The 23,055-nt window shown below is 59.9% G+C and carries 28 protein-coding genes and 2 pseudogenes; 12 read left to right on the top strand and 18 right to left on the bottom strand.

What is annotated here, in order from left to right; genetic code table 11:
* The first annotated feature begins 23 nt into the window (after positions 1-23).
* On the top strand, positions 24-455 hold the full coding sequence (locus tag NKJ11_RS18680; protein ID WP_352793920.1) for an HD domain-containing protein: 432 nt from the start codon (positions 24-26) through the stop codon (positions 453-455).
* Positions 456-485: 30 nt separating this feature from the next.
* On the opposite strand, the gene NKJ11_RS18675 is transcribed toward NKJ11_RS18680, so the two are convergent.
* The 4 genes and pseudogenes from NKJ11_RS18675 to NKJ11_RS18660 all read right to left on the bottom strand — a co-directional run.
* On the bottom strand, positions 486-896 hold the full coding sequence (locus NKJ11_RS18675) for a DUF427 domain-containing protein (protein ID WP_127294535.1): 411 nt from the start codon (positions 894-896) through the stop codon (positions 486-488).
* 124 nt (positions 897-1,020) lie between these two features.
* Positions 1,021-1,917: an alpha/beta fold hydrolase gene (locus NKJ11_RS18670; protein ID WP_352793918.1), complete on the bottom strand. Its 897-nt coding sequence runs from the start codon at positions 1,915-1,917 to the stop codon at positions 1,021-1,023.
* Positions 1,914-2,099, bottom strand: a complete 186-nt coding sequence (locus NKJ11_RS18665; RefSeq protein ID WP_352793916.1) for a hypothetical protein — start codon at positions 2,097-2,099, stop codon at positions 1,914-1,916. The genes NKJ11_RS18670 and NKJ11_RS18665 overlap by 4 nt, the downstream gene beginning before the upstream one ends.
* Before the next feature lie 88 nt (positions 2,100-2,187).
* A pseudogene (locus NKJ11_RS18660) lies at positions 2,188-2,301 on the bottom strand (DUF2934 domain-containing protein); the annotation flags it as partial.
* Positions 2,302-2,696: 395 nt separating this feature from the next.
* On the opposite strand from NKJ11_RS18660, the gene NKJ11_RS18655 reads away from it, so the two are divergent.
* Positions 2,697-2,954 carry a hypothetical protein gene (locus tag NKJ11_RS18655; RefSeq protein ID WP_023811978.1) on the top strand — a complete coding sequence of 86 codons (258 nt, stop codon included), beginning with the start codon at positions 2,697-2,699 and terminating at the stop codon, positions 2,952-2,954.
* A gap of 10 nt (positions 2,955-2,964) precedes the next feature.
* On the opposite strand, the gene NKJ11_RS18650 is transcribed toward NKJ11_RS18655, so the two are convergent.
* Both NKJ11_RS18650 and NKJ11_RS18645 read right to left on the bottom strand, forming a co-directional pair.
* Entirely contained in the window at positions 2,965-3,201 is a 237-nt protein-coding gene (locus NKJ11_RS18650) for a DUF6894 family protein (RefSeq protein WP_023811979.1), read from the bottom strand.
* Between the two features lie 95 nt (positions 3,202-3,296).
* Complete coding sequence (locus tag NKJ11_RS18645; RefSeq protein WP_352793914.1) at positions 3,297-3,728, bottom strand: hypothetical protein; 432 nt, start codon at positions 3,726-3,728, stop codon at positions 3,297-3,299.
* A gap of 217 nt (positions 3,729-3,945) precedes the next feature.
* Here NKJ11_RS18645 and NKJ11_RS18640 point away from each other — a divergent pair, with 217 nt between their 5' ends.
* Positions 3,946-4,827, top strand: coding sequence for a DUF1236 domain-containing protein (locus NKJ11_RS18640; protein WP_352793912.1), 882 nt, complete (start codon positions 3,946-3,948; stop codon positions 4,825-4,827).
* A 127-nt stretch (positions 4,828-4,954) separates the two neighbouring features.
* On the opposite strand, the gene NKJ11_RS18635 is transcribed toward NKJ11_RS18640, so the two are convergent.
* The 6 genes and pseudogenes from NKJ11_RS18635 to NKJ11_RS18610 form a co-directional block, all read right to left on the bottom strand.
* Positions 4,955-5,119: a DUF3309 family protein gene (locus tag NKJ11_RS18635; protein WP_023811982.1), complete on the bottom strand. Its 165-nt coding sequence runs from the start codon at positions 5,117-5,119 to the stop codon at positions 4,955-4,957.
* Between the two features lie 144 nt (positions 5,120-5,263).
* Complete coding sequence (locus NKJ11_RS18630) at positions 5,264-5,881, bottom strand: flavodoxin family protein (RefSeq protein ID WP_352793946.1); 618 nt, start codon at positions 5,879-5,881, stop codon at positions 5,264-5,266.
* Positions 5,882-6,772: 891 nt separating this feature from the next.
* Positions 6,773-8,112: pseudogene (locus NKJ11_RS18625) on the bottom strand (PQQ-dependent sugar dehydrogenase).
* Complete coding sequence (locus NKJ11_RS18620) at positions 8,109-8,549, bottom strand: DUF2231 domain-containing protein (protein WP_127294592.1); 441 nt, start codon at positions 8,547-8,549, stop codon at positions 8,109-8,111. The pseudogene NKJ11_RS18625 and the gene NKJ11_RS18620 overlap by 4 nt, the downstream one beginning before the upstream one ends.
* A gap of 131 nt (positions 8,550-8,680) precedes the next feature.
* Positions 8,681-9,292 carry an alpha-ketoglutarate-dependent dioxygenase AlkB gene (locus NKJ11_RS18615; protein ID WP_128304472.1) on the bottom strand — a complete coding sequence of 204 codons (612 nt, stop codon included), beginning with the start codon at positions 9,290-9,292 and terminating at the stop codon, positions 8,681-8,683.
* 389 nt (positions 9,293-9,681) lie between these two features.
* Positions 9,682-10,431 (bottom strand): Crp/Fnr family transcriptional regulator, encoded by a 750-nt coding sequence (locus NKJ11_RS18610; RefSeq protein ID WP_128304471.1) that lies wholly within the window; start codon positions 10,429-10,431, stop codon positions 9,682-9,684.
* Positions 10,432-11,001: 570 nt separating this feature from the next.
* Between NKJ11_RS18610 and NKJ11_RS18605 the strand changes: the two genes are divergently transcribed.
* The 4 genes from NKJ11_RS18605 to NKJ11_RS18590 all read left to right on the top strand — a co-directional run bounded on the left by NKJ11_RS18605 (position 11,002) and on the right by NKJ11_RS18590 (position 12,422).
* Complete coding sequence (locus tag NKJ11_RS18605) at positions 11,002-11,301, top strand: PRC-barrel domain-containing protein (RefSeq protein WP_013531539.1); 300 nt, start codon at positions 11,002-11,004, stop codon at positions 11,299-11,301.
* 81 nt (positions 11,302-11,382) lie between these two features.
* Positions 11,383-11,817, top strand: a complete 435-nt coding sequence (locus NKJ11_RS18600) for a GFA family protein (RefSeq protein WP_127294509.1) — start codon at positions 11,383-11,385, stop codon at positions 11,815-11,817.
* 80 nt (positions 11,818-11,897) lie between these two features.
* Complete coding sequence (locus tag NKJ11_RS18595; RefSeq protein WP_023811991.1) at positions 11,898-12,098, top strand: KTSC domain-containing protein; 201 nt, start codon at positions 11,898-11,900, stop codon at positions 12,096-12,098.
* A 159-nt stretch (positions 12,099-12,257) separates the two neighbouring features.
* Complete coding sequence (locus tag NKJ11_RS18590) at positions 12,258-12,422, top strand: hypothetical protein (protein WP_352793909.1); 165 nt, start codon at positions 12,258-12,260, stop codon at positions 12,420-12,422.
* A gap of 66 nt (positions 12,423-12,488) precedes the next feature.
* On the opposite strand, the gene NKJ11_RS18585 is transcribed toward NKJ11_RS18590, so the two are convergent.
* The 4 genes from NKJ11_RS18585 to NKJ11_RS18570 all read right to left on the bottom strand — a co-directional run bounded on the left by NKJ11_RS18585 (position 12,489) and on the right by NKJ11_RS18570 (position 16,827).
* Positions 12,489-12,743 carry a DUF6894 family protein gene (locus NKJ11_RS18585; protein WP_502905801.1) on the bottom strand — a complete coding sequence of 85 codons (255 nt, stop codon included), beginning with the start codon at positions 12,741-12,743 and terminating at the stop codon, positions 12,489-12,491.
* 49 nt (positions 12,744-12,792) lie between these two features.
* Positions 12,793-13,032 (bottom strand): hypothetical protein, encoded by a 240-nt coding sequence (locus NKJ11_RS18580; protein WP_031213489.1) that lies wholly within the window; start codon positions 13,030-13,032, stop codon positions 12,793-12,795.
* Positions 13,033-13,240: 208 nt separating this feature from the next.
* The gene (locus NKJ11_RS18575; RefSeq protein WP_352775195.1) at positions 13,241-14,419 is read right to left on the bottom strand and encodes an acetate/propionate family kinase; all 1,179 of its coding nucleotides are present in this window, start codon (positions 14,417-14,419) and stop codon (positions 13,241-13,243) included.
* Positions 14,416-16,827, bottom strand: coding sequence for a phosphoketolase family protein (locus NKJ11_RS18570; RefSeq protein ID WP_352793906.1), 2,412 nt, complete (start codon positions 16,825-16,827; stop codon positions 14,416-14,418). Before NKJ11_RS18570 ends, NKJ11_RS18575 begins: the two co-directional genes overlap by 4 nt.
* A 262-nt stretch (positions 16,828-17,089) precedes the next feature.
* Here NKJ11_RS18570 and NKJ11_RS18565 point away from each other — a divergent pair, with 262 nt between their 5' ends.
* The 4 genes from NKJ11_RS18565 (at position 17,090) to NKJ11_RS18550 (ending at position 20,148) form a co-directional block, all read left to right on the top strand.
* Positions 17,090-19,081 (top strand): protein-L-isoaspartate(D-aspartate) O-methyltransferase, encoded by a 1,992-nt coding sequence (locus tag NKJ11_RS18565; RefSeq protein WP_352793904.1) that lies wholly within the window; start codon positions 17,090-17,092, stop codon positions 19,079-19,081.
* A 101-nt stretch (positions 19,082-19,182) separates the two neighbouring features.
* Positions 19,183-19,389 (top strand): hypothetical protein, encoded by a 207-nt coding sequence (locus NKJ11_RS18560; protein ID WP_013531530.1) that lies wholly within the window; start codon positions 19,183-19,185, stop codon positions 19,387-19,389.
* A 45-nt stretch (positions 19,390-19,434) separates the two neighbouring features.
* Positions 19,435-19,905, top strand: a complete 471-nt coding sequence (locus tag NKJ11_RS18555; protein WP_352793902.1) for a YbhB/YbcL family Raf kinase inhibitor-like protein — start codon at positions 19,435-19,437, stop codon at positions 19,903-19,905.
* An 84-nt stretch (positions 19,906-19,989) separates the two neighbouring features.
* On the top strand, positions 19,990-20,148 hold the full coding sequence (locus tag NKJ11_RS18550) for a hypothetical protein (RefSeq protein ID WP_128304463.1): 159 nt from the start codon (positions 19,990-19,992) through the stop codon (positions 20,146-20,148).
* A gap of 109 nt (positions 20,149-20,257) precedes the next feature.
* On the opposite strand, the gene NKJ11_RS18545 is transcribed toward NKJ11_RS18550, so the two are convergent.
* Positions 20,258-20,686, bottom strand: coding sequence for a hypothetical protein (locus NKJ11_RS18545; RefSeq protein ID WP_023812000.1), 429 nt, complete (start codon positions 20,684-20,686; stop codon positions 20,258-20,260).
* 191 nt (positions 20,687-20,877) lie between these two features.
* On the opposite strand from NKJ11_RS18545, the gene NKJ11_RS18540 reads away from it, so the two are divergent.
* Positions 20,878-22,779, top strand: coding sequence for a multicopper oxidase domain-containing protein (locus NKJ11_RS18540; RefSeq protein ID WP_023812001.1), 1,902 nt, complete (start codon positions 20,878-20,880; stop codon positions 22,777-22,779).
* A gap of 55 nt (positions 22,780-22,834) precedes the next feature.
* Here the strand turns inward: NKJ11_RS18540 and NKJ11_RS18535 are convergent, their stop codons facing one another.
* Positions 22,835-22,993, bottom strand: coding sequence for a hypothetical protein (locus NKJ11_RS18535; RefSeq protein ID WP_023812002.1), 159 nt, complete (start codon positions 22,991-22,993; stop codon positions 22,835-22,837).
* Positions 22,994-23,055: the final 62 nt, after the last annotated feature.

Genomic DNA, 23,055 nt, shown 5'->3' with positions numbered 1-23,055 from the left:
ACCATGTCTGAAGGTCAAGCCAGATGAGCATGTTTTACCGGGCGGCCAAGATTGCCGAAGAGGTCCACGCAGCACAGCGCGACAAGACCGGGCGACCGTATATCGAGCACTGCCGCCGTATCGTTGACGCGGTCGAAACCAAGGACCAGAAGGTCGTCGCCTATCTCCATGACGTCCTCGAAAAGGGCGGAGGCTGGGACCGGACCAAGTTGGAAGAGGCCGGTTTTGGCCCGACGATCGCTTCGGCCGTCGACGCCATGTCGCGCAGGTCCGGTGAGGATTACTTCGCGTTTGTGCGACGAGCGGCATCGAATCCATTGGCGCTGCCGGTGAAGCGCGCGGATCTGGCGGACAATATCTGGCAGGCACGACAGGTCGGGGCATCGACTGTCAAATATGAGGAGGCACTATGCATCCTTGATGACGAGTTTCCGAGCCGTCAGCACCAGCCTTGAATTCAGATCGCCCCGCCGCGAACGGGCAATCTACTCCGGGACGTGGGGCGTGTGCCGTCTGTCCTCCGTGGGCTCAGCATCGATGCGCGCCTTTTCCGGATCGAATGCACCATGACGTGCAATGGGGCGCGCCGCGGTTTCAGGCGTCTCGTATGCCCACATGAAATCGTCAGCCGAGCTGCCCACCGCATGGACGCGCCAGTAGCTCGCGGTGCCTTTCAAAGGGGAGCGGCTGGTGGTGTTCGTCTTTTCGAAAAGGTCGAAATAGATGTCTTCGAAAGGGATGTAGAACACGGGCTCATGTCCTTCTTCCTGAAGCACTTTCGCCCGTTCCGTGGCAGCGACTATGGCGTCGGAAAATCGTACCGTCACCGTGCCGGCAAACGGTTCTATGGCCAGTTGGCCAGCATGGTGTGTTGAGATTGCGCCTGAAGCTTGCATTCAAATTCTCCCTGGCTGCCGATTGATTGCGAGACCGCATTTCGGTTCGTCATGCATGGAGACGAAATGCACGGCGATGCGTCAGGTTCCGGCCTGTACTATGAGGTCGAATGACGACCCCACTTCAGCGCTTGCCATGGCTATCGAGAAACGCAGCCAACAATCGCGAAACCTGATCAGAAGCCTCACGCGTCGGGAAGTGTCCGATGCCATCCAGCACCACCCGCCTGTAGAACGCGGTGAAATGCTCTTCGAGCCCCTCTGAGGACTGGGCAAACACAACGCGGTCGTCGCCACCATGAAGCGTCAGGATTGGCACCGTGATGATCTTGACCGCTGCTTGCCGGCGGGCGAGTTCGGCATAGCGTGGATCGGGCTCGGCCTCTTCCCATCTGACCCGATAGGAATGCAACGTCACATCCGCCCAGTCAGGATTTTCGAACGAACTCGCGACACCATCGAAAATAGCGTCGTCGAACCAGCCTAATGGGCCCCAGCTATCCCACTGGTATCTGGCGAATTTCTTGCCATTGTTTCGTACGAACTCAGCGCCCCGGGCCGTCGCCATGAACCATTGATACCAAAATGCTTTCGCTTGTCCGGGCGCCGGCGTTGCTGGTTTGCCTGGTTGCCAGCCGAGCGACAGCGCAGCACAGCACTTGATGCGGTCCGGGAAAACCGACGCGAGCAGATAAGATATCCGGGCACCCCAATCGTGTCCGACAACCGCAAAGCGGCTGAGGCCAAGCGCATCGGCAAAATCCAGCACATCCTGCGCCATCGCGGCAATCTCGCCCGAGCGCATGGTTTCTTCTGACAGGAACGATGTCGGCCCAAAGCCTCGCAGCCAAGGCGAAAACGTCCGAAAGCCAGCTTCATGAAGGGCCGGCGAAATGCGAGCGTATGTCGTCGCGTCGTCGGGCCAGCCATGCAGCAGGATAACCGGGGCGCCGTCTCGCGGTCCACCATCGAGATAGGCGACGCGCAGCAGAGGTGTGTCGCAATGTGAGACCGAGTTCATTTGCCCTGAGGCACAGTGGCTGGCTGATCACCACCAGTCGTGGACTCTGGTCTGGCGGCCTGGTCAACCTGTGGCTTCTTGTTGATGGTGCCGGCGTTGGCTTTCATCGGCTCGATATTGTTGTCGCAGGCGCCGAGCGCAAGGACGGCGGCCAGGACCAGGAGTAAAAAGAACCTCTTCATCGAAACCTCCTCTGGTTGCTGTCCGGCAAACGAGGTTCCACCAATTTGGTTGCCTGATCGTACTCTCAAGACGCCATGGATTTGACGATCAACGCTTCGAGCTATTGGAATCGGCTGCAACTGCCGGATCAGGCAAAACCGGGCCACGTTCAGTCTCCGAACCCTCAGCCTCGATCTCCTGCACGGCCTGGTCCCAGTGCTCTTGCTCGCGGCCAGCCGGCCGGCCCTGCTCCCAGTTTCATGGGCTCGCCGTTTGATCTTTTCTCCTTGCTGTCCATGGCTAGATCCTCCGATTCGTCAGTCTCAATTCCGGGCCATATTTTTGTTCCTCCCCATATTTTTTGTTCCTCCTCTGTCGGGAACAGCGCTGCCGGAGTCGCGATTTCGGGGAAGGCGCTTGTGGATTGCGTGGGATGAGCCGCTTGGTAATTTTCGTACCGATATTTTTTCGTGACACACCGATGCCCGCAGCTTTATGAATCTGGCTATCGGCCAGCGCCGAGCACGTCCCTCTCCGATCCTCTTGCCCGGCGCTCAACGCCTGATCGCCCGTCGCATCGACATGACGGGCTATTGCTTCGAGAGGAGGTGACGCCCATGCGGGAATTGCCGAAAGACATCGACGCCGATGTGGTCATCGAAATCAGCAAGCTGCTGGACGACAGCCCGCTTTTCGTCCCGGTGCGGGTTCATGAACTTGCGGCCAAGGTGAGGCAGAGGGTGAAGACCGGCCTGCCGGATTTTTCGATCGAAGAACTGATCGTGGAGATGGCCTCCGTACGTCAACTGGCCATGGCCTTTGATCTGCCTGGATCGGAGAACGTCGTGCAAATCCCGGTGCGGTATCGCCGCTAGCACTGCGGCATCACACGCTCCATCCGGAGGTCAGAACAAGCGATGCCTCAAACATCTGCGCACCGATCTCATCGCGTACTTTGACGGTTACCTTGACGAAATCGCAGTCGGGCATTTCGTCTTGGGCAACATCCTGCAAAATACGAATTGCTTCCGCTCTGGCTTGTTCCCGGGATTCGAACAGCTGCCCGTCATCGTCGGGTACCGCGCCGTCACCGTTTTGAAGATCGAAATAGTACCGCTTCATTTTCGAGCCACGCTGGAAACATCGGGCGGGTCAGTGATTTCGCTTCATTGGGGTTCCTGCCCGCTCGGCGGCCGTGCTGGTGAAGACGTGGTCGTTCAACGCACCGCAGCGCGAAGCGCCGATAGGAAAAGCACAAGCAACGCCAAGGCATTGAGGCCAGCGGCGATGGCATGTGAATACTCCCATTGGCGCCGCAGCAGCTCCCAGTTTTCAGGCAGGACAGTCCAGTTCCGGGTCGCCTGATTGATTGGGTAGGTCAGCGTCCAGAAGGCAAATTGCGTGGCGCCGATGCTGAGAAAGGCGACGACAACCAAGCCGAAAGATGCACTCGCTCGGTAGAGCAGGATCGCCAGGGCGGCCGTAGAGAGCAATGCTCCCAGCACCACGATTCCGAACAGGCTCCATCCATCATAGGCGCGCTGCGCAGCCAGATAGTTTGGCCCGTCGAGCTTCATCTTGTTGAACATCGCGAAGAGATGCGCGGCGGCCGGAACGAAAGCCAGTGCCACGAAAATGAAGCTGACCACCCTCAGACTATAAATTGCCATATCCGGCCTCCTCTCAGGAGAGAGCTAGGGCAATCGGCAAGGTTGAAAAGGTCATTATAACGACGGCTTCCGCCCGCGATCATGTGGTCTCGAGTGAGGTCGTTTTTTTAGACCTCACTCAACTATCTCGGAACATTTTTTTTGGGTTCTGGTTCTACGCACTGAAGGGACGAACCTTACCCAGGGAGATTTCCCCATGAAACATGTTCTCATTACCAGCATGCTGGCGATCGGGCTCGGCTGTGGAACGGCAATGGCTCAGACACAACAGCCCGAAAGCCAATCTGGCGCAGACGCCAATTGCGCTTCCGGGCAGGCTGACTGCCAGGGCGGTTCCAAGATGGGCGAGCAGGCCCAGGGCAAAGCCAAGCTGAAGACCGACGAGCAGGCTCAGGGCAAGGCCGGCACCTCCACCGACCAACAGGCTCAGGACAAGACCAAGCTGAAGACCGACGAGCAGGCGCAGGGCAAGGCCGGCACCTCCACCGACCAACAGGCTCAGGACAAGACCAAGCTGAAGACCGACGAGCAGGCGCAGGGCAAGGCCGGCACCACCGACCACCAGCATCAGGACAAGACCAAGCTGAAGCAGGCGCAGGACAAGACCAAGCTGAAGACCGACGAGCAGGCGCAGGGCAAGGCCGGCACCACCACCGACCAGCAGGCTCAGGACAAGACCAAGATGCAGACCGACGAGCAGGCTCAGGGCAAGGCTGGCACCACCACCGACCAGCAGGCTCAGGACAAGACCAAGATGCAGACCGACGAGCAGGCTCAGGGCAAGGCCTCGACACAGGATACGACGTCGACCGGTTCCATCAACAACGTGACGGTGGAGCAGAAAACCGAGGTCACTCAGATCATCCGGGAGACGAAGGTCGAGCCTGTTTCCAATGTCGATTTTGACATCACCGTCGGCGTCGAAGTCCCACGGCAGAAGGTCAGGCTGCATCGTTTGCCGGCTCGTATCGTCAAGATCGTTCCCGCTTACGAAAGTTACGAGTATTTCGTGCTTGCGGACGGCCGGATCGTCATCGTTGATCCGGATACGTTCAAGATCGTCCTGATTTTGACCTAACATCTCCAACGAGTGGTCCGCCCTCTAGAGGGCGGACCGTCATTGCTGGACTGCTATGGATTCAAAGCAACCCAGAAGGACCGCAAGCGGCAGGTGATACATTCTGCCACCCGCATCGCGGACTCGGCTAGAGACGCCCGAGCACGACCAGGATAATGACTACAAGCAGCAGCAGACCGAGGCCGCCGCCGCCATAGTAACCGGTGCCGTAGAAAGGCCCGCCGCCAAGACCACTAAAACCGCCAAGCAATGCAATGACCAGAATAATGATAAGAATCGTGCCGAGACCCATGACTTGCTCTCCTGTTTGCGGCTTCGCGCCGTATAGACGGAGCGGCGGTCGCCGGCTGATGAGAATATGAACTCGCTACAAGCCTTCCTGTTCCCGACTGAGACCTCATCGACGCTGCCAAGGTAGTGTTTAGGTGAACAAAGGTCACCCCGAGACGCCCGAGTAGTCCCGCTCTTTCAGCAATCCAGCGAGATGGGCGGCGTTTGAAGCTGCCATTTCGATCGCACCCGAGACTTTTTCCGGAGTTGCCGGCAGGTCGACGTAGTTAACCTCCTGCATGGCCTCGCCAACCCAATAGACCCCGCCATTGGCCGGGATGGTGAAGCCAACATCGTTCAGTGCCTGAAAGCATTCCGCGTGGCAGTGATGCGCACCGTCCTCATTGCCGACGATGGCTACCAAGGCCACCTTTCCTGCTGCCGGCATGCGCCCTCTGTCATCGGTCTCATCGAGAAACGCATCCATCCGCTCCAGGACGCGCTTGGCCACACTCGAGGGCTGGCCAAGCCAGATCGGGAGCCCGAGCACGAAAATGTCGGCCGCCGGTATTTTCTTCCTGAGTTTCGGCCAATCGTCGCCCTCGCCCATGTCGGAGAGCACGCCGGGCTTGATATCGTGGCTGAGCGCACGCACGATCTCGCCCTTCACCTCGTATTGCATCAGCGCCGCCAGGACATCGGCGAGCAACCGATCGGTGGAGGATTTTTCCCTGTCGTTCGAAGCTTTGAGCGAGCAATTGAGTGCGAAGGCCGTAAGCGGCATCTGGATCTCCCTGCATTGTCCTAATTGCAAATCGCCGCGACGACTTCGCGACAGCCCATTCGCCCGTTGCGGGACCGCTCGGCATTTTAACGTCAGGATTAAATGCTTGTTCCGCCAAGCGGACCAACAGGCCGGTGGCGAGAGTGGCCCCCTCCTCCCGCCGGGTGACGGTCCAGCCGGCTGAGCGAGCAGGCTGGGTTCTTTGAGCACTGGCCACTGCTGGAGAACGGGCGGCGGTGAGCAGCGACGCCGGCGGAACCGGTCGGGCAACCTATTCGTTCGCTCATCGTTTTCTCCTGAGTTCCCGAGAATGGATAGACGATGCTCGTCCGGACCCTCGAAGCAGGCAATATGCGGCTGGCGGTATCCATGGCCGGCGATCCGGGCCGACCGGCCTTGATCCTTCTGCACGGCTGGCCCCATTCCCGGAAAATCTATGAGGGTGTGATCGATGAACTCGGCGCACGATACTTTACGCTGGCTTTGGTGACAGGCCACCAGCGCGCCTACTTCGATTTCTTCTTCGATCTGCTCGCCGGACATCCCGATGCGTTGACCAATGAAATGCGGGAGACTTTGCGGAGGCCTATTCGAGGCCGGAGGCACTTAAGGCCGGCTTTGATTGGTATCGCGCGTTCAAGGAGGATGCCAAGGTCAATGCAGTACCCGCGCGCATCGAAATTCCGATCCTCTATATCCGCGGCGACGCGGATTTCGGATCGATCGACGACTACCTCGAAGGTTTGAGGCTGTCTGGAGCAAAGGACCTGCAAGGTCGCGTGATCGTCAACTGCGGCGAATTCCTGCCGATCGAGGCACCGGCAGAATTCGTCAAGGCGCTGGTGGAATTTGCACCGAGATAGGTGAAGCGATCCGCGTTTATGCAGGTGCCTACTGACTCGCGGAAGTTACGCGCCAGACCGTGTTTCCGACATCGTCGGCGATCAGCAACGCGCCCGATTTGTCGACGGCAACGCCGACGGGCCGCCCGTGTGCCTTGTTGTCCTTGTCGAGGAAACCGGTGACGACATCCTGCGGCTTGCCATCTGGATGACCGTCCTTGAACGGCACGAACACGACCTTGTAACCGTTGAAGGTCTTGCGGTTCCAGCTGCCATGCTCGCCAACAAAGGCGCCATTGCGATACGGGTCCGGCAGGTTGGTTCCAGTGTAGAACGCTAAGCCCAGCGGTGCGACGTGGGAACTCAAGGCATAGTCGGGAGGGATCGCCTTGGCGACAAGGTCCGGCCGCTGCGGCATCACGCGCGGGTCGACATGCTGACCATAGTAGCTGTACGGCCAACCATAGAACGCGCCGTCCTTGACCGAGGTCATATAGTCGGGAACCAGGTTAGGCCCGAGCTCGTCGCGCTCGTTGATCACAGCCCACAGCGCGCCGCTCTGCGGTTCCCAGCTCAGCCCGTTGGGATTGCGCAGGCCGCTCGCGAAAATACGATATCGGCCAGTGGCCCTGTCGACTTCCCATATCGCGGCCCGGTCCTTTTCTGCCTGGATGCCGTTCTCGGTGATGTTGCTGTTGGATCCGATGCCGACATAAAGCAGAGACCCGTCGGGGCTGACCACGAGAGACTTTGTCCAGTGATGATCGATGGGCCCGCCGGGCAACGGCGTCAGCACTGTGCCCGGGGCGGTGATCTTGGTGTCGCCCGACATGTAGGGGTAACGCACGATGGCGTCGGTGTTGGCGACGTAGAGATCGTTGCCGACCAGGGCCACGCCAAAGGGCGAATTGAGATGATCGAGGAAGACCTCCTGGACATCGGGCACACCATCGCCGTTGGTATCGCCCAGCAGGGTGATACGGTTGCTTCCTTCGGTGCCGCCGCCTGACGTCGCCATGGACTCGATCCAGCCCATGACCAGGTCTTTCGGCCGCTTGATCGCCGCACCGGGCGGCGCCACGGACTCGACCACCAGAACGTCACCATTCGGCAATGTGTAAAGCGAGCGCGGATGCTTCAGGCCCTTGGCGAAGGCCTGGATTTGCAACCCTTGGCGACCGTCGGCCTTTCCTCCTGTTTCCAACCGATGACGGACGCGACATGCATCGGCGGCACCAGATACTGGATCGGTTCAGGCAGCGTCGGGTTCGCTCCGACCTGATCGGTGGGATCCGGTTCGTTATCGCTGCATGCGGGCAGCGCCAAAATCGATCCGCACAGCAGACCGAGGCTCGCGATACGCCGGACATGTCTTGCGGAGACATTCATTCGACCACCTCCACTTGAGTGCGGCCGGAACTCCATCCCAGCAGCCCCAGCAAGAGAATAACGATCACGGCGACGGCGGACAGGATGAGCCCCGTCGGCACGACCGAGGTCCAGGCATCCCGGCTGTGCACCAGTGCGTTGAAGAGCGATACGACGAGCACGACGAGGCTGCCGAGGAGATATGGCCATACACGCCCGGCTTCACCGGAAAGCCGGCCGGTAAACAAATCCACCAGTGCTGCAAGAACCGCCAGCACGCCCACAACCAGGCCGGCAAGCAGCAGCCAGGCGGAAAAATCGGCCCACATCATTTCAGCGCTTCGCCAATAGGCAACATCGGTCAGCAATGTGCCGACGAAACATGCATTTGCGACTGCCATCGGCGTCTTATGGAACGGACGCCTGGCGGCCACCAACACGGATCGGGCACGGGCCATGGGCATTCTCCACCTTTGAAGCTGTACCTGTCCTCCAAACCAACTTGTGGTTGGGAGGTTCCCGGAACCGTTTGCGTTCAAGAACTCGTGATGGCGCTGGCGATGCCTCAGAACGGCTCGGCGCGCGATGCTCATGCGGAGTTGGCGCGCAATGTCCGCAAGGTGATCGAGTATCGATGCAGGTCAACTGGCGGAATGCTATGCTCCCATTCCGTGCGTGATGGTCCGGTCATGAGATACGCCGACCTTGGTTCGACGACGATGGTGCGGCGATCCCACTTGGTGCCATTCTTCCGCCGGAGCCGGAAGCTGCAAGGCGCCAGCAACGAAACACCCGCAACGTCTTCGAAATGAGGCTTGTCTCGATGCCAGCCAATGCCGGCGCCAGGCCGATACTCATTGATCAACACCTGCGCGAAAGCCTCGGCGGGCCTGCCTGCCAGCACCGCGATCTTGTCGCGCAGGGCCAACAGGAAGTCAGGGATCGGCGGCGCTTCGACGACCTGACGCCTGTCATAGTCGTAGCGCAGGCCAAAACCGACCACGCGCCGGTTTGCCAGATGGCCATGGAAATCGAACGCCTCGAAAGGCAGGCCTTCGAGGCGCCGGGCGAGTTCCGCTTCTTCTTGCGCCGCGATCAACTCGGGCTGGTAGAGGAAACCGTCCGGCAGGTCGTCGGCAGCACCAAAGAGATCGTGCTGAAGCCTGGATGAGCCGGGTGTTTTCGATGTGGGTGTCGACATCCCAGCTAGATGGTGAAGGCCAGCCCGCCTGGCAATATCGGAACCTGGCCAGCAAATCTGCACCCTACCCGCGGACATCACCGCGCCGACCGGACAAAGCCTGTCAATTCGGAGTTATCGGGTGCTGTATTCAACCTAGGATTCCGCAGGCAGGCCTTGAATGCGATCGAGGGAGGTTGCGTGTATGTACGTACGGTTCTTACCAAACCGTGAGCCCTCGTTGCCAGTTGCTTGTCAGCAACTAAATTGGCAACGCGGCATCCCCAAAACATGCCGCAGTGGCCGGCGCGGGTTTGGGCAACGGTGTCTCACCGGCATCATCGCGTCGGCCACTCGAAATGTCCTCCTGGCGGTTCAGTGGCGGAGAAGCCTCTGTCGCCCTCCAGCGCTCAAACGAGAGGCCGCTGCTGCCTCGCAGGATGCTTCGAGCCCAGATCTCCGATCAGCCGGCGGTACTGGGTTTCGGGTGGACCGTAAGAATCTCGCGCCAACTTCACGAGACCGTCTCGATCGCGGATCGTGATCTCTCCGCGGCGCGCTCGGATATAACCATAACTCTCGATCATCTGAAGGCCAACGGTAACCCCCGGACGCCTGACACCAAGCATGATGGACAGAAATTCATGGGTTATCATAAGTCTGTCGCCGACAGTGCGGTCGCTGCACATCAAAAGCCATCTCGCCAGCCGGACTTCCAGGCTCTGCCGTGCGTTGATCGATGCCGTGTAGCTTGTCTGAACGTGGAAATATTGGACATAGCGCAACAGGAACGACCGCAACGTAGGGCTGTTCTCCAGGGCTTCGACGAATGGGGCAGCCTCTACCCGGAGGGCCTCGCATGTCGACTGGACGTAGCAATCAAAGTTGGCCTGGTCGTCCCCCATGATCAGGGCCGAACCGGTCATTCCTTCGAACCCGATGATTCCGACTTCCGCTTCGGTCGCCGCCGAAGTCCTGGCCACCACCGATGCCAGTCCGCTTTCCAGAAAATAGACGGCTTCGATCTTCTGCCCCGCAGTCTCCAGTGGCGCGCGCAACTCCAGAAAAACGCTCGCCAGATGTGGCCTCAGCCGCGCGAAATCGTCCGCGCTCATGCGGCGAAGCAATTCGCTCTTGGCTTGCAGGATCTGGTAATCCACGAGACTCTTTTCCCTTGGGCAAGAGCACTGGGATCTCTTAGCCGGCCGCGCCCGTCTAACGAGCGGACGGTAACGAACCATAGACCTCGTCTCGCGCAGCACTAGACGGGCCGGCGTGTTGGTATGAAACCGACAGTTACTGCTGAAGACTCGAAGGCCTTGCTGGCTGACCATCTTTCGCCAGCAAACGAGCCTCCCGCAGGATAGAGGCGCGATCGAACCCGAGGAGCGATATGATTTCACGTATCTGCTGTTCAGTGGCGCCTGCATCCCGCGCCAGCGCGGTTATCGCGTCTAGTGGCAGGCCGGGATGCTCGGGCTCCTCGCCATGCAACGCCATGCCTCGTGATGGGCAAGAGCGATGGTCACTCCTAAGCGTCAACGCCCAACTGTGCTGCTGACGATTGTCCTTTGTACGCTTCCGTACGGAGCTTTGCGAGTCAATTCGGGCCGAGGCTGATTTGAGGGTTCTTGCATCCTTGCGTCGTCCGTCCGTCGCCCCCGAAATTGTTCGGAACGATTGCTCGGCTGAGAGGTTCAGATATTCCACCCAACAGGAGTCTCGAAACGATGGACCACACCAACCACGTACGCCTCACAAGCACCGAACTGACGCCAGACATTCTCGAAGACGCCACCATTTACGACGCGGACGACAACAAGGTCGGCAGCGTTTCGCATGTCCACGGCTCTGGAGCCGCCAGTCAGGTCGTCATCGATGTCGGCGGCTTCCTCGGCATAGGCGCCAAGCCAGTGGCCGTTCCCGCGAGCCAGTTGGAATTCATGCGCGATGAAGACGGCGACGTTCACGCGGTGACGAACTGGACCAAGGATCAGCTCAAGAGCATGCCCGAGCATCACGATGCATGATTTCAACGACTTCACCTTGAATGGGAGCGGCCGTTCGGCCGCTCTCTGAACGTTCCTTGGGCGCGACAGGATGGACAGACGATGCGGCGCGAGACCGGAGCCTGCTTCTGCGGACGGATCGCGGCAGCCATGGATGGAGAGCCTTTCTGGATATGTTACGATCACGACGACGATTGCCGCCGGGCCATCGGAAGTCCGCTGACGATCTGGGTCGGTTACCGGCCGAAGCAATTTCAGCTTCTTAGGGGAACTCCGAAGGCCTTTTCCAAAACGCCAGGCGTCACCCGTACGTTCTGCCCAGACTGTGGAAGCTCGATAGGCTATAGCGACGAAGGCCTGCCGGACGAGTTCTATGTGACGATCGGCTTCCTCGACAAACCTGAAGGTTTTCGGCCGCAAGCCCATGCCTATTGGGACCTGAGGCTACCGGGCATCGAGTTTGATGACAGCCTGCCACGCATCGACCGATATTCGAGGAAGCGCGACCCGACGTTCGGCAACCCGCGCGACCGGTAGTCGCGGTGCGAGGCGCGAGGACATCGGCGGAACCTGACTATTGCTAGCGGGTTATTCGGGCAGACTCGTCGGGTGCCACTATGCCATCGACCGTGATCCAAAACACACAATACGATCCCGCTACCAAGATCCTCTCGGTCTGGTTTGTGCCGAGCGGCAGACGTTACGATTATGAGGGTGTTGCGCCGGCGACTTATGCCGCTTTCACCAAAGCCTCCTCAAAAGGCCGCTTCTTCAATGAATTCATCCGAGATCGCCATCGGTACCGCCGCGTGGCATGACAAGTTCGGACATGAGCAGGCGATGCACGGAACCTGACCGGGATCGTCTCGTTGACGTCTCGTCGAAGCAAACCAGGCAACGACAGTTCATCTGGATATGCTCGGGCGTTCGCACCGGCAAAGATCGATCGGAACAGGCTTCAAGGGAGTTCAAGAGCCATGACGGCCAGGAAGCAGAAGACCGAAAGCAAGGACAAGAAGGCGCTGCGCTTGGCGGAGACCACCGACGTCTCACCCAAGCAGGCCAAGGAGCTCATGCGAAAGCATGGCAAGGACAGCCCCAAGGTCGAGAAAGAAGCCAGAAACTTCAAGGCGGAAGGATAGTATCAGCATTGACGCCCGACCTACCTGTATGACCCTGCAAGCGATCGGCCGCCAGGCAATTCGGTATTAAGGGGGTGCCCCGGCCTTTTCGGCCGCGAACGCAAAGGGGAAGCGCAGCACCAGGTTGCGGTTCTCGTCAAAAATCTCGAAGGCCAATCCGGTACGCAGCGGCTTGCCATGCAGCAGCTCTTCGGCGAGGATTTCCTTCGCCGACGCCATCGCGTTTTCCTCGGCGCTCGCGAGATCAGGAAATTCCTGGCCCTCCGGGTCCTCCTGCAAGCTTCCGCTCTCATCTCGAAGGTCGAAAAAGTATCTGGACATGCCGACTGAACTCCTGCTCATCGCGATGGTGGCCTCGGAAGCGCCAGCCTCAGATTTCAGTGCCTGATATACCCGGATTGTCGAAGAGCACGGCGAGGCCATGCTCTATGGCGCAGGCCGCAATCAGATCATCGAAGGCCTTTCCCGAAAGCGGGCAACTTGGCATCACCTCTCGGATTGCGGTTCCGGCGTTGGCTGTAGAGATCACATCGTGGCGCTTCTTGCGTGTCTCGACATATTGCTCGACCAGGATTTTCAGGCGCCTCACCGCAACGTCGTCCGTAAACATGGATTCCTCAGCCAAAGCCTGAAGTAAGGCTGTCGGCCTGATCATCGTGCCGACGGTCTCGGGGTTAGCCGGGATTGCTCGCACAATATTTCCATGGGCAGTTGGTTCCCCCGACCGCTCGCTTGGTAATTTTCGTACAGGGAATACCCTTGCCCGCGCTTTCGTCGGGCCGAACCGACAGCCGACTTCAGATGCCGATGGCGAGCCTTCAGGCTTGCATCACCTTGCGGCTGTGACGTGCAACGACACTTTCCTCATCGGTCGCAATCACGCGCACCTCCACCTTGCTCTCCGACCGACTGATGATTTCGGCGTGGGTGTCGTTGGCGTGTTCTTCAAGCACCACGCCAAGCCAGGTCAATTTTTCGCATATGGCGTTGCGGATAGACGCGGACCGTTCGCCGATGCCGGCGGTGAACACGAGGCATTCAAGACCACCCATCGTGTTTGCAAGCGCCGCGGCCTCTCTCGCGGCGCGAAAGGCGAAAAGCGCCATCGCCTCATGAGCGCGAGGATCATTGCTCGCTTCCAGCGTCCTCATGTCGCCCGAAATACCGGATACGCCGAGCAGTCCCGACTTCTCGTAGAGGATTGTCTGCAGTTCCTCAGCCGCGATGCCTCTTTCCAGCAGGAAGTACAACAGCACGCCGGGATCGATGGCGCCGCACCGCGTGCCCATGACGAGGCCATCCAGCGCCGAAAACCCCATCGTCGTATCGATGCTCTTGCCCTGCTGCAAAGCGCAAAGGCTGGCACCATTGCCGAGATGGGCGACGATGGTGCGTTTCGTCGCAAGAGTTGGCGATATCCCGCTGAGTCGCCCGGCGATGTATTCATAGGAGAGACCGTGAAACCCGTAGCGGCGCAAGCCTTGCCCTTCATACTGGCGCGGAAGGGCGAAGCGCCGCACGAGCGGATCGATCGTCTGGTGGAAAGCGGTGTCGAAACAGCCAACCTGTGGCAAGTCCGGTTGCAAGGCAGCTATCGCGCGGACCGGCGCGAGACTGCGAGGCTGATGCAGCGGAGCAAGCGGCGTCAACCTGTCGATGGCGTCGATGATGTCTGGGGTCAGACGGACAGGTTCGATGAATTCGCTTCCGCCATGCACGACGCGATGGCCGGCGCAGAGCAGGTTTCTTTCGCCAATTTCGCTCTGCACCCAATTCAGCATCTCGCCTATGGCCGCATCACGCGGCTTGTCGGCGGCGAGCTGCCGCTCGCACTGCACCGTTCCGTCGGCCGCTTTTGCGCGGAGTGTGGGTGTGTCGCCCAAGTCCAACGTGCCGCGTGAAACGAGCTGCAGATCCTGCGACGAGGCAACATCGTAAAGCGCGAACTTTATGCTGGACGAACCGGCATTCAGCGCCAGGATCGACCGGCGGATCATCGGCGCGCCTTTGCCGCGCTTTTGCCGGGCCAGCTCCATTCCTGGATTTCGGGCATGTCTTCGCCGTGCTCGCGGACATAGGCCCTGTGCTTCACCAGCCGGTCGTGGAGTTCGCCCGCAAGCCCTTCGGCCCTTTCGGCCAGTCCCGGCACGCGTTCGATGGCGGCGAGCGCGAGGTGGTAGCGATCGAGTTCATTGAGCACCACCATGTCGAACGGCGTCGTCGTGGTGCCCTCCTCGCGGAAGCCATGCACATGCATGTTGTCATGGTTGGCGCGACGGTAGGTCAGGCGATGAATGAGATAGGGATAGCCGTGATAGGCGAAGATGACAGGCCGTGTCTTCGTGAACAACGCGTCGAAGTCTCCATCGGCGAGGCCGTGCGGGTGCTCGGTGTTCGACTGCAGCGTCATCAGGTCGACAACATTGACGACACGTATTTTCAGGTCGGGGATCGCAGAGCGCAGAATGTCGGTCGCGGCCAACGTTTCCAGTGTCGGCACGTCGCCGGCGCAGGCCATGACCACGTCGGGCTCCTCGCCCTGAGCAACCGTACCGGCCCATTCCCAGATGCCCGCTCCCGCCTTGCAATGCGCTTCGGCTTCTTCAATGGACAGCCATTGCGGTGCCGGCTGCTTGCCGGCGGTAATGACATTGATGCGGTTATAGGTTCTCAGGCAATGATCGGTGATCCACAGCAGGGTGTTGGCGTCCGGCGGAAAATAGAGTCTTACCGTATCGGCCTTCTTGTTGGCGACCAGATCGGCAAAGCCCGGATCCTGATGGCTGAAACCATTGTGGTCCTGCCGCCAGACATGGGAGGTCAAAAGGTAATTGAGCGAGGCGATCGGCTTGCGCCAGGCAAGCTCGCCGGAGGTCTTCAGCCATTTGGCATGCTGGTTGACCATCGAATCGACAATGTGGATGAAGGCTTCATAGCAGGAGAACAGGCCGTGCCGGCCGGTGAGCAGATAGCCTTCGAGCCACCCTTGGCAAAGATGCTCACTGAGCACTTCCATGACACGTCCGTCACGGGAAAGATGGACGTCGTAGGGTTCGATGCGCTGCATCCAGATCCGATCGGTAACTTCGAACACCTCATCGAGGCGGTTGGATGACGTCTCGTCCGGCCCCATCAGGCGAAAATTCCGCGCCTCGGCATTGAGGCGGAACACCTCGCGAAGATAGCTTCCGCAAATCCGCGTCGCTTCAGCGATGACGCCTCCCGGACGAGGCACTTCCAGCGCCAGGCTTTTCCAGTCGGGAAGCACAAGATCGCGCTTCAGCAGTCCGCCATTCGCGTACGGGCTTGCGCCCATGCGCTTTGTCCCTGTTGGGGCGAGTGCCGCGAGTTCTGGCAACAGGTGTCCGCTTTCATCGAACAGCTCTTCCGGCTTGTAGCTTCGCATCCAGTTTTCGAGGATCGTGCGGTGGTCCTCATTTCCGCGTGCGTTCGACACCGGCACTTGATGCGAGCGCCAGAAACCCTCGACCTTCTCGCCATCGACCTCCTTGGGACCTGTCCACCCCTTGGGGCTGCGCAGCACGATCATCGGCCATTGCGGGCGTTGACCATGCCATCCCGGAGCCCGTGCCTGCTCCTGAATGGACCGGATGCGATCGAGCACCGTGTCGAGCGTCGCGGCCATCGACTGGTGCATGGAAAGCGGCTCGTGGCCTTCGACGAAGAACGGTTCGTAGCCATAGCCGGCGAAAAGCTTTCGCAATTCCTGGTCGTCCATGCGGCCGAGGATCGTTGGGCTGGCGATCTTGTAGCCGTTGAGATGCAGGATCGGCAGGACGGCGCCGTCCGACATCGGGTTCAGGAACTTGTTGGAATGCCATGCCGCCGCGAGCGGACCGGTCTCGGCTTCGCCGTCACCAACGACGCAGGCAACCACCAGGTCCGGATTGTCGAAGGCCGCACCGCAGGCATGGACCAAGGCATATCCCAGTTCACCGCCCTCATGGATTGAGCCGGGCGTCTCGGGCGCGGCATGGCTTGGCACGCCGCCGGGGAAGGAAAACTGCCGGAACAGTTTCCTGAGGCCGTCTTCGCCCTGCCCGATATCCGGATAGATCTCGCTATAGGTGCCCTCGAGCCAGGTGTTGGCAACCATTGCGGGACCGCCATGGCCCGGGCCGCAGATAAACAGAACATCAAGGTCGCTTTCGCGGATAACGCGGTTCATATGCAGGTAGAGAAAATTCAGCCCCGGCGTCGTGCCCCAATGTCCAAGCAGCCGCGGCTTGACATGTTCGGCCTTCAACGGTTCGCGCAACAGCGGATTGTCGAGCAGGTAGATCTGGCCGACCGAGATATAATTCGCGGCGCGCCAGTAACGGTCCAAGAGGTCGATCCGTTCGTGGCCGATAGCCTGCGGCGTCGCGGCTGCCTTGTCGTTCATCGACATCTCCAGCTTCGGTTCGCTGGTGATAACTGGGGCATTTTTGCGCTTGAGCAACCCCCGACTGCCGCCGTCCGGGGCGGCGTCGCGACCCGCGCAGCCAAGAGACCGGACGCTATCCCGGCGGGCACACGGCTCTGTCCGCAGATAGTCGGGAACCTTGAAGTCTTCTGGCGGTTAGAAACTGGAATCGCGAAGGCAGGCTCAAGGCAGGTACCGCGAAGGATCGCCTCGAAGCGTTGCACCAAAGGGGAGCTAAAAGATGCTCGATCTTCCTCGTGCCCGTGATCGAATGGTCAAAATCCATGTCGGCCGGCGCGGCATCCATGACCGTGAGATTCTGCAGGCTATGCGCGAAGTTCCACGCGAGGCCTTCGTCGAACCCGGCTTCGAGGAATTTGCTTATGAAGACACGCCGCTGCCGATCGCCGACGGCCAGACCATATCGCAACCCTACATCGTCGCGTTCATGATCGAGATGGCGGATGTCAAACCGGGTGACCATGTGCTCGAAATTGGCACCGGCTCGGGGTACGCGGCCGCGGTGATGAGCCGGATCGTCGAACAGGTCTACACGATAGAGCGTCATCCCGGTTTGGTCGAAACCGCGAAGCGGCGGTTTGAAAAACTCGGCTACCAAAACATCGAGGTTCGGACGGGCGATGGCACCAAGGGCTGGCCGCAGGCGGCGCCGTTCGATGCCATCGTGGTGACAGCCAGCGGTCCCGGCGCACCGCTCGCCCTTCAGGAACAACTCGATGTCGGCGGCAGGCTCGTCATTCCGGTCGGCGACGACCCGGATTTGCAACGTCTGCTCAAAGTCACCCGGACAGGCGCCGCAACCTATAGCGAGGAGGATTTCGGCGGTGTGCGCTTCGTCCCTCTGATCGGCGAGCAGGGTTGGTCGGAAAACGGCACGGTCACCGACGTCGGTCGTCCGCTTCGACATCCCCATCCGATCAGCCTGCCTGATATGATCGCGGCCGCGGCCGAACCCCTGCCCGATTTCGACGATCCGGCCTTCGGCGCATTGTTCGATCGGTTCGCCGACCGGCGCATTGTTCTGCTTGGCGAGGCAAGCCATGGCACGTCCGAATTCTACGGGGCGCGCGCGGCAATCACCCGCAGGCTCATCGAACGCCACGGCTTCACCATCGTCGCGGTCGAGGCGGACTGGCCCGACGCGGCGGCGATCGACCGCTACGTTCGCCATCGTCGGCCCCGAACCGGCACTGGTGCGCCATTCCAGCGATTTCCGACGTGGATGTGGCGCAACACCGATGTCGCGGCCTTCACCGACTGGATGCGCCGTCACAACGAGAAGCTAGAGCCTTTGGAGCAAGCAGGGTTCTACGGCCTCGACATCTACAATATGAGCGGTTCCATCGGCGCGGTCCTCGACTATCTCGACCGGGTCGATCCCCAGGCAGCCAAGATCGCGCGCGAACGCTATGGCTGTCTGACGCCCTGGCAACACGAACCGTCCACCTACGGCCGCGCGGTGCTCACCGCCGGCTATCAAAAATGCGAAAAAGCGGTGCTGGAACAATGCCGGGACTTGCTCGCCAAACAGCTCGAATATGCGAAAAGGGACGGCACCGACTTTCTCGACGCCAGTCAGAATGCCCGGCTGATCGCGTCCGCCGAACACTATTACCGGATCATGTACTATGGCGGTGCGGAGTCCTGGAACCTGCGCGACACGCACATGTTCGAAACGTTGGAACATTTGCTGCATGCCGGCGGCCCCAACGCCAAGGCCGTGGTGTGGGCGCACAATTCCCATATCGGCGATGCCCGCTTTACCGAGATGGGCGTCGTCAGGGACGAACTGAACATCGGCCAACTCTGCCGGCAGCGTTTCGGGGATGAGGCAGCGCTGATCGGTATGGGCACGCATTCCGGCACTGTAGCGGCCGCCAGCAACTGGGATGGCAAAATGGAGGTGAAGCAAATTCGCGCGTCGCACGCCGACAGCTACGAACGGCTTTGCCACGATTCCCTTGTGTCGCGGTTCCTGCTCGACCTCGGGCGCGACACAACGCTGCGTGAGCGGTTGCTGGAACGAAGGCTGGAGCGATTTATCGGCGTGATCTACCGGCCGGAAACCGAGCTGGGCAGCCACTATGCGGACGCTTCCCTGCCCCGGCAGTTCGACGCGTTCGTATGGTTCGACAAAACCGCGGCAGTGACGCCGCTTGGCCCGGAGCATGCAAGAACCGGCGTTCCCGACACCTATCCATTCGGGCTTTAGCCGGCGCGCGGCGAACCAATGAAGAAGCCGAGGCGTGGAACCGGAACGAATTATCCGGTCTGCGATTTCAAAACTGCAATCCCCGTCGAAGGAGTTTTCTCATGACCGGAACCAAACATCCGAAATGGAAAAAACCAAGCGATGCCGACTTGGCGAATAATCCTGGTATCGGGACTTCCAAGGGAACGATCAAGGAAGGCGAAGAGTTCGAGCTTGAAGGCGAGAACACGGTCGAAGGTGACGTCGAAAACGACACGACCGCCGCTGGCGGGATCGATCCAAGACAAAAGATGCGGACCAACAAATAGCTGCCCTGCGCGTCGCTGGGATCAACTTCGCCGGAGGAGTGAACCATGCCACTTGCCCTTAGCAGTGCCGCCTTTGCCGAAGGCGGACAAATTCCCGAAAGATACACACGAGACGGCAAAAACGTATCGCCGCCGCTGAAATGGTCTGGAGTGCCAGATGAAGCAAAGAGCCTTGTTCTCGTCGTTCAGGATCCTGACGCGCCGAGCGGAACGTTTGGTCATTGGGCGGTGTTCAACATCTCCCCGGACGCAAGGGAACTTCCCGAGGCCGAAAGCGGCAAGCCGGGTCCGGGCGCCCTCAGGCAAGCAACGAATGATTTTGGCAACGCCTATTACGACGGCCCTGAGCCGCCGGTCGGACATGGCGTTCACCATTACCATTTCCGGCTGGCCGCGCTCGACACCCCGAGCCTTGCCATTCCAGCCAGCGTGGGCATCGAGCGCATCTGGCGGGAGGCGCAGAAACATTCGCTTGAGCAGGCTGAACTCATCGGAACCTACGAGCGCAATTCGTAAGTTAATGACCAGGGGCGACCGAGGTGGCCTGCTGCGCGGAACGGTTCTCCTCCTCGCCGGTTGTCTGGGAAAGGAGATGCCGCCATGTTTGGAGATATCATGTGGTTGGTCGTCGTTGCCGGCGGCCCATTGCTGCTGATCGTGCTGATGGCCTATGCCGTTATCGCACGCCGTCGGCGTGGACCCGCCGAACGAAGGGAGAGCGACCGAGCGACCGACCGGCTATACCAGGACAAGCGTTGATCCGATCGGCGAGACCTCCGATTGGCAAGACATCCAATCGGCAAGACATCCAATCGGCAAGACAGGGGATCGTATGCCGCACCGAAGCGACGACGATCCCCAACTACGGTCAGCGCATTATCCTTTGCCGCAACCACGCAAAGAACCTGCCGCTGATGGCTGAGCGGACCCGCGTCGCAGCCCAGCGCGCTTTCATGGTTGAGCCGACGTGGCAATCGCAGACGATGTCGTGCAACTGCCAGTCGTTCAACTCGAAAAAGCGCTTTGCCTCACCATATGTGTCGTCTTTCAAACCCGATGCGCGCAGCACTGGATCTTCGAAGGCAACCGAAATTGCCGTACCCTCGCCCCGCATCATCGCACGTGCTTCAGGGTGCAAATGTTCAGTGCCTGCAAACGCCCCAAGGCATCGCTCGGGATTACGCTCCAGCAGTTCAGCCCAGCGCTCTACGCGCTGATTTCGTGTCATTGCGGAATAGGCAGCCGACGATTCAATCTTGGCGACGGCATGCAGTTGGTCGAGTGTTTGATGTTTCATGGCCAGCTCCTGTTGAGGCAGCGAAGCGCCCACGCCTTCAAGGGAATTACCGCGCGTTAATGCTTCGACAAGAGCGCCAGGCTGGAGAATTCGACACAACCGGATTGGGCCGGCGGGATCATAAACACGCCGGCTGCGTTCATCGACGGGGCTGCTTGTGACAAGCCACTGATCCGCGACGGGATGCATCCATGTTCATCCAGCCAATCGACTATTTCCTTGCCGTCTGGTTCGCTCTTGCCGCCGCCTCGACGCTTTATGTCGGCTTCGATCAATACCGCAACAATCCCGAACCGGTGGTGATGAAATGGGGTTTCATCCTGGTGACCCTCTATATGGGTCCATTGGGGCTGCTGCTTTATGTGCTTGCAGACAAGGAGCCACGGCCGGGCGAGCATGAAGACTTTACCAGGCCGCTGTGGAAACAGGGGGTCGGTTCGACCATCCACTGCGTTGCCGGCGATGCGACCGGCATCATTCTCGCCGCAGTCATCACGGCAACGCTTGGCTTGCCGATGTGGCTCGACCTCATCGTCGAATATCTGGCGGGCTTTGCCTTCGGCCTGTTCATCTTCCAATCGCTGTTCATGAAATCGATGATGGGCGGCACCTACTGGGAGAACGTGCGCAAGAGCTTCCTGCCCGAGTTCATCTCGATGAATTTCATGATGGCCGGCATGGCACCCGTCATGAGCTTTCTGATGATGGGGCGCGACATGCGCGCCATGGAGCCGAACGAGCTTTTGTTCTGGGGCGTGATGTCGATCGGCGTCATCGCTGGCTTCACGCTCGCCTATCCGGCCAATGTCTGGCTGGTCGCGCGCGGGCTGAAGCACGGATTGATGACGCAGCGCCCGCAGGCGAACGAAACGAGCAGTGGAGAGCCGACCGCCCACCAACAGCATGCTATGCATCACCCCAACGCCGGCGACGGCCGACGAAGCCGCAACACCTCCCATAAGTCCAAACGCAGCGGCCACCAGATGGAGACGGACGCTACCACGCCGCAGATTGCGGCCCTCGGTATTGTGTCGGTGTTGGCGCTGGCGATCGGCATGGCCGCGCCGGCCAACTGGCTGAACCTGACGCTTTCGGCGCGTGACGTCGGCGGCGCGATCATGCCGCAAGGCATGATCATGGGTCGCGACACGCCGGCGGAGGCCATGCGTGACATGGCTGCAACCGATCCGCGTCGCGTTACCTCGTCCTATGCTCTTGCCGCCAAGGGCGACCAGGAACTGCCATTCCGCCTGGAGAACGGCGTCAAGGTGTTCGAGCTCAGACCATCGGTGGTCCGCTGGCAGATCCTGCCCAACGTCGCGGTCGACGCCTATGCCTACAATGGCCAGATTCCCGGTCCGCGCATCCACATTCGCCAAGGCGATAAGGTTCGCATCGACGTCACCAACGACCTGCCCGAAGAAACCACGGTGCATTGGCACGGCATGATTCTGCCGAACCAGATGGATGGGCCTGCCGAGATCACCCAGCCGCCGATCGAACCTGGACAATCCTATTCCTATGCATTCACCGCGACCCAGCACGGGACCTATTTCTATCATCCGCATGCCAAGCCGGACCGCACCCAGGCGCTGGGGCTTTATGGGGCGCTGATCATCGATCCCGCCAATCCTGCCGACGAGGTTCCGGCTGACCACGACTATGTCATCGAACTTCAGGAATGGCTGGTGCGTGATGGGCTGACCTACCCCTCAATGCCAATGGAAGGCGGCATGCCGAACTTCTTCACCATCAACGGTAAGGCCTATCCCGCAACCGACACCATTCCTATGAAGGTGGGCGAGACGCTGAAGGTGCGTTTCATCGGCACCAACAACGGCTTCGTCCATCCAATGCATATCCATGGCGGACCCTTCGAGGTCGTCGCCCGTGACGGTGAGACGCTTTCTCCCTCGGCACGCTTCCTGGCCGATACCATCAATGTCGGACCGGGACAGCGCTATGACGTCGTGTGGAAGGCGCTGCGTCCCGGCAAGTGGCTCATTCACTGCCACATCCCGCATCACACGACGAACAACAATGTCGAGGAGAAGGGCGGCGGCGGGTTGATGGTCGTCATCGACGTCGGCTAGATCTGCCAACCCCTGTGGATTTACCGATGTTATTCGGAGGCCGCGTTGTTGCGCGCTACTTCTTGATAATGGTTCCGTTGCGCAAGTCGAATGCTTCGGTACCGCGAGCCTGACGGTAGAAATCGTCCTGCAATTCGCCCCACTCGCCGAGAAAGGCGCCGCAATTGCTGCAATGAATTGGCGTCGATTCCTCCGCGTTGTCGGGAATGTCCATTTGGATAGTCCCACAAGCCTTGCAATCGAGTTTGTCGTCCAACCGTCGTCCCATTTCCCAAT

The sequence above is a fragment of the Mesorhizobium sp. M0243 genome (genome assembly GCF_040321775.1).
GTDB lineage: Bacteria > Pseudomonadota > Alphaproteobacteria > Rhizobiales > Rhizobiaceae > Mesorhizobium.
Note: the sequence above shows the minus strand (reverse complement) of the source record. Positions and strands in the feature narration are given on the sequence as shown.

Coding starts and splice junctions, on each gene's coding strand:
- NKJ11_RS18550 (WP_128304463.1), top strand. CDS start 19,990: ATGTTTGGAGATATCATGTGGTTGGTCGTCGTTGCCGGCGGCCCATTG.
- NKJ11_RS18580 (WP_031213489.1), bottom strand. CDS start 13,032: ATGTTTACGGACGACGTTGCGGTGAGGCGCCTGAAAATCCTGGTCGAG.
- NKJ11_RS18670 (WP_352793918.1), bottom strand. CDS start 1,917: ATGAACTCGGTCTCACATTGCGACACACCTCTGCTGCGCGTCGCCTAT.
- NKJ11_RS18620 (WP_127294592.1), bottom strand. CDS start 8,549: ATGGCCCGTGCCCGATCCGTGTTGGTGGCCGCCAGGCGTCCGTTCCAT.
- NKJ11_RS18560 (WP_013531530.1), top strand. CDS start 19,183: ATGACCGGAACCAAACATCCGAAATGGAAAAAACCAAGCGATGCCGAC.
- NKJ11_RS18575 (WP_352775195.1), bottom strand. CDS start 14,419: ATGATCCGCCGGTCGATCCTGGCGCTGAATGCCGGTTCGTCCAGCATA.
- NKJ11_RS18600 (WP_127294509.1), top strand. CDS start 11,383: ATGCGGCGCGAGACCGGAGCCTGCTTCTGCGGACGGATCGCGGCAGCC.
- NKJ11_RS18585 (WP_502905801.1), bottom strand. CDS start 12,743: ATGTCCAGATACTTTTTCGACCTTCGAGATGAGAGCGGAAGCTTGCAG.
- NKJ11_RS18540 (WP_023812001.1), top strand. CDS start 20,878: ATGTTCATCCAGCCAATCGACTATTTCCTTGCCGTCTGGTTCGCTCTT.
- NKJ11_RS18650 (WP_023811979.1), bottom strand. CDS start 3,201: ATGAAGCGGTACTATTTCGATCTTCAAAACGGTGACGGCGCGGTACCC.
- NKJ11_RS18545 (WP_023812000.1), bottom strand. CDS start 20,686: ATGAAACATCAAACACTCGACCAACTGCATGCCGTCGCCAAGATTGAA.
- NKJ11_RS18655 (WP_023811978.1), top strand. CDS start 2,697: ATGCGGGAATTGCCGAAAGACATCGACGCCGATGTGGTCATCGAAATC.
- NKJ11_RS18565 (WP_352793904.1), top strand. CDS start 17,090: ATGCTCGATCTTCCTCGTGCCCGTGATCGAATGGTCAAAATCCATGTC.
- NKJ11_RS18630 (WP_352793946.1), bottom strand. CDS start 5,881: ATGCCGCTTACGGCCTTCGCACTCAATTGCTCGCTCAAAGCTTCGAAC.
- NKJ11_RS18605 (WP_013531539.1), top strand. CDS start 11,002: ATGGACCACACCAACCACGTACGCCTCACAAGCACCGAACTGACGCCA.
- NKJ11_RS18570 (WP_352793906.1), bottom strand. CDS start 16,827: ATGAACGACAAGGCAGCCGCGACGCCGCAGGCTATCGGCCACGAACGG.
- NKJ11_RS18595 (WP_023811991.1), top strand. CDS start 11,898: ATGCCATCGACCGTGATCCAAAACACACAATACGATCCCGCTACCAAG.
- NKJ11_RS18555 (WP_352793902.1), top strand. CDS start 19,435: ATGCCACTTGCCCTTAGCAGTGCCGCCTTTGCCGAAGGCGGACAAATT.
- NKJ11_RS18675 (WP_127294535.1), bottom strand. CDS start 896: ATGCAAGCTTCAGGCGCAATCTCAACACACCATGCTGGCCAACTGGCC.
- NKJ11_RS18665 (WP_352793916.1), bottom strand. CDS start 2,099: ATGAAGAGGTTCTTTTTACTCCTGGTCCTGGCCGCCGTCCTTGCGCTC.
- NKJ11_RS18615 (WP_128304472.1), bottom strand. CDS start 9,292: ATGTCGACACCCACATCGAAAACACCCGGCTCATCCAGGCTTCAGCAC.
- NKJ11_RS18590 (WP_352793909.1), top strand. CDS start 12,258: ATGACGGCCAGGAAGCAGAAGACCGAAAGCAAGGACAAGAAGGCGCTG.
- NKJ11_RS18640 (WP_352793912.1), top strand. CDS start 3,946: ATGAAACATGTTCTCATTACCAGCATGCTGGCGATCGGGCTCGGCTGT.
- NKJ11_RS18535 (WP_023812002.1), bottom strand. CDS start 22,993: ATGGACATTCCCGACAACGCGGAGGAATCGACGCCAATTCATTGCAGC.
- NKJ11_RS18680 (WP_352793920.1), top strand. CDS start 24: ATGAGCATGTTTTACCGGGCGGCCAAGATTGCCGAAGAGGTCCACGCA.
- NKJ11_RS18635 (WP_023811982.1), bottom strand. CDS start 5,119: ATGGGTCTCGGCACGATTCTTATCATTATTCTGGTCATTGCATTGCTT.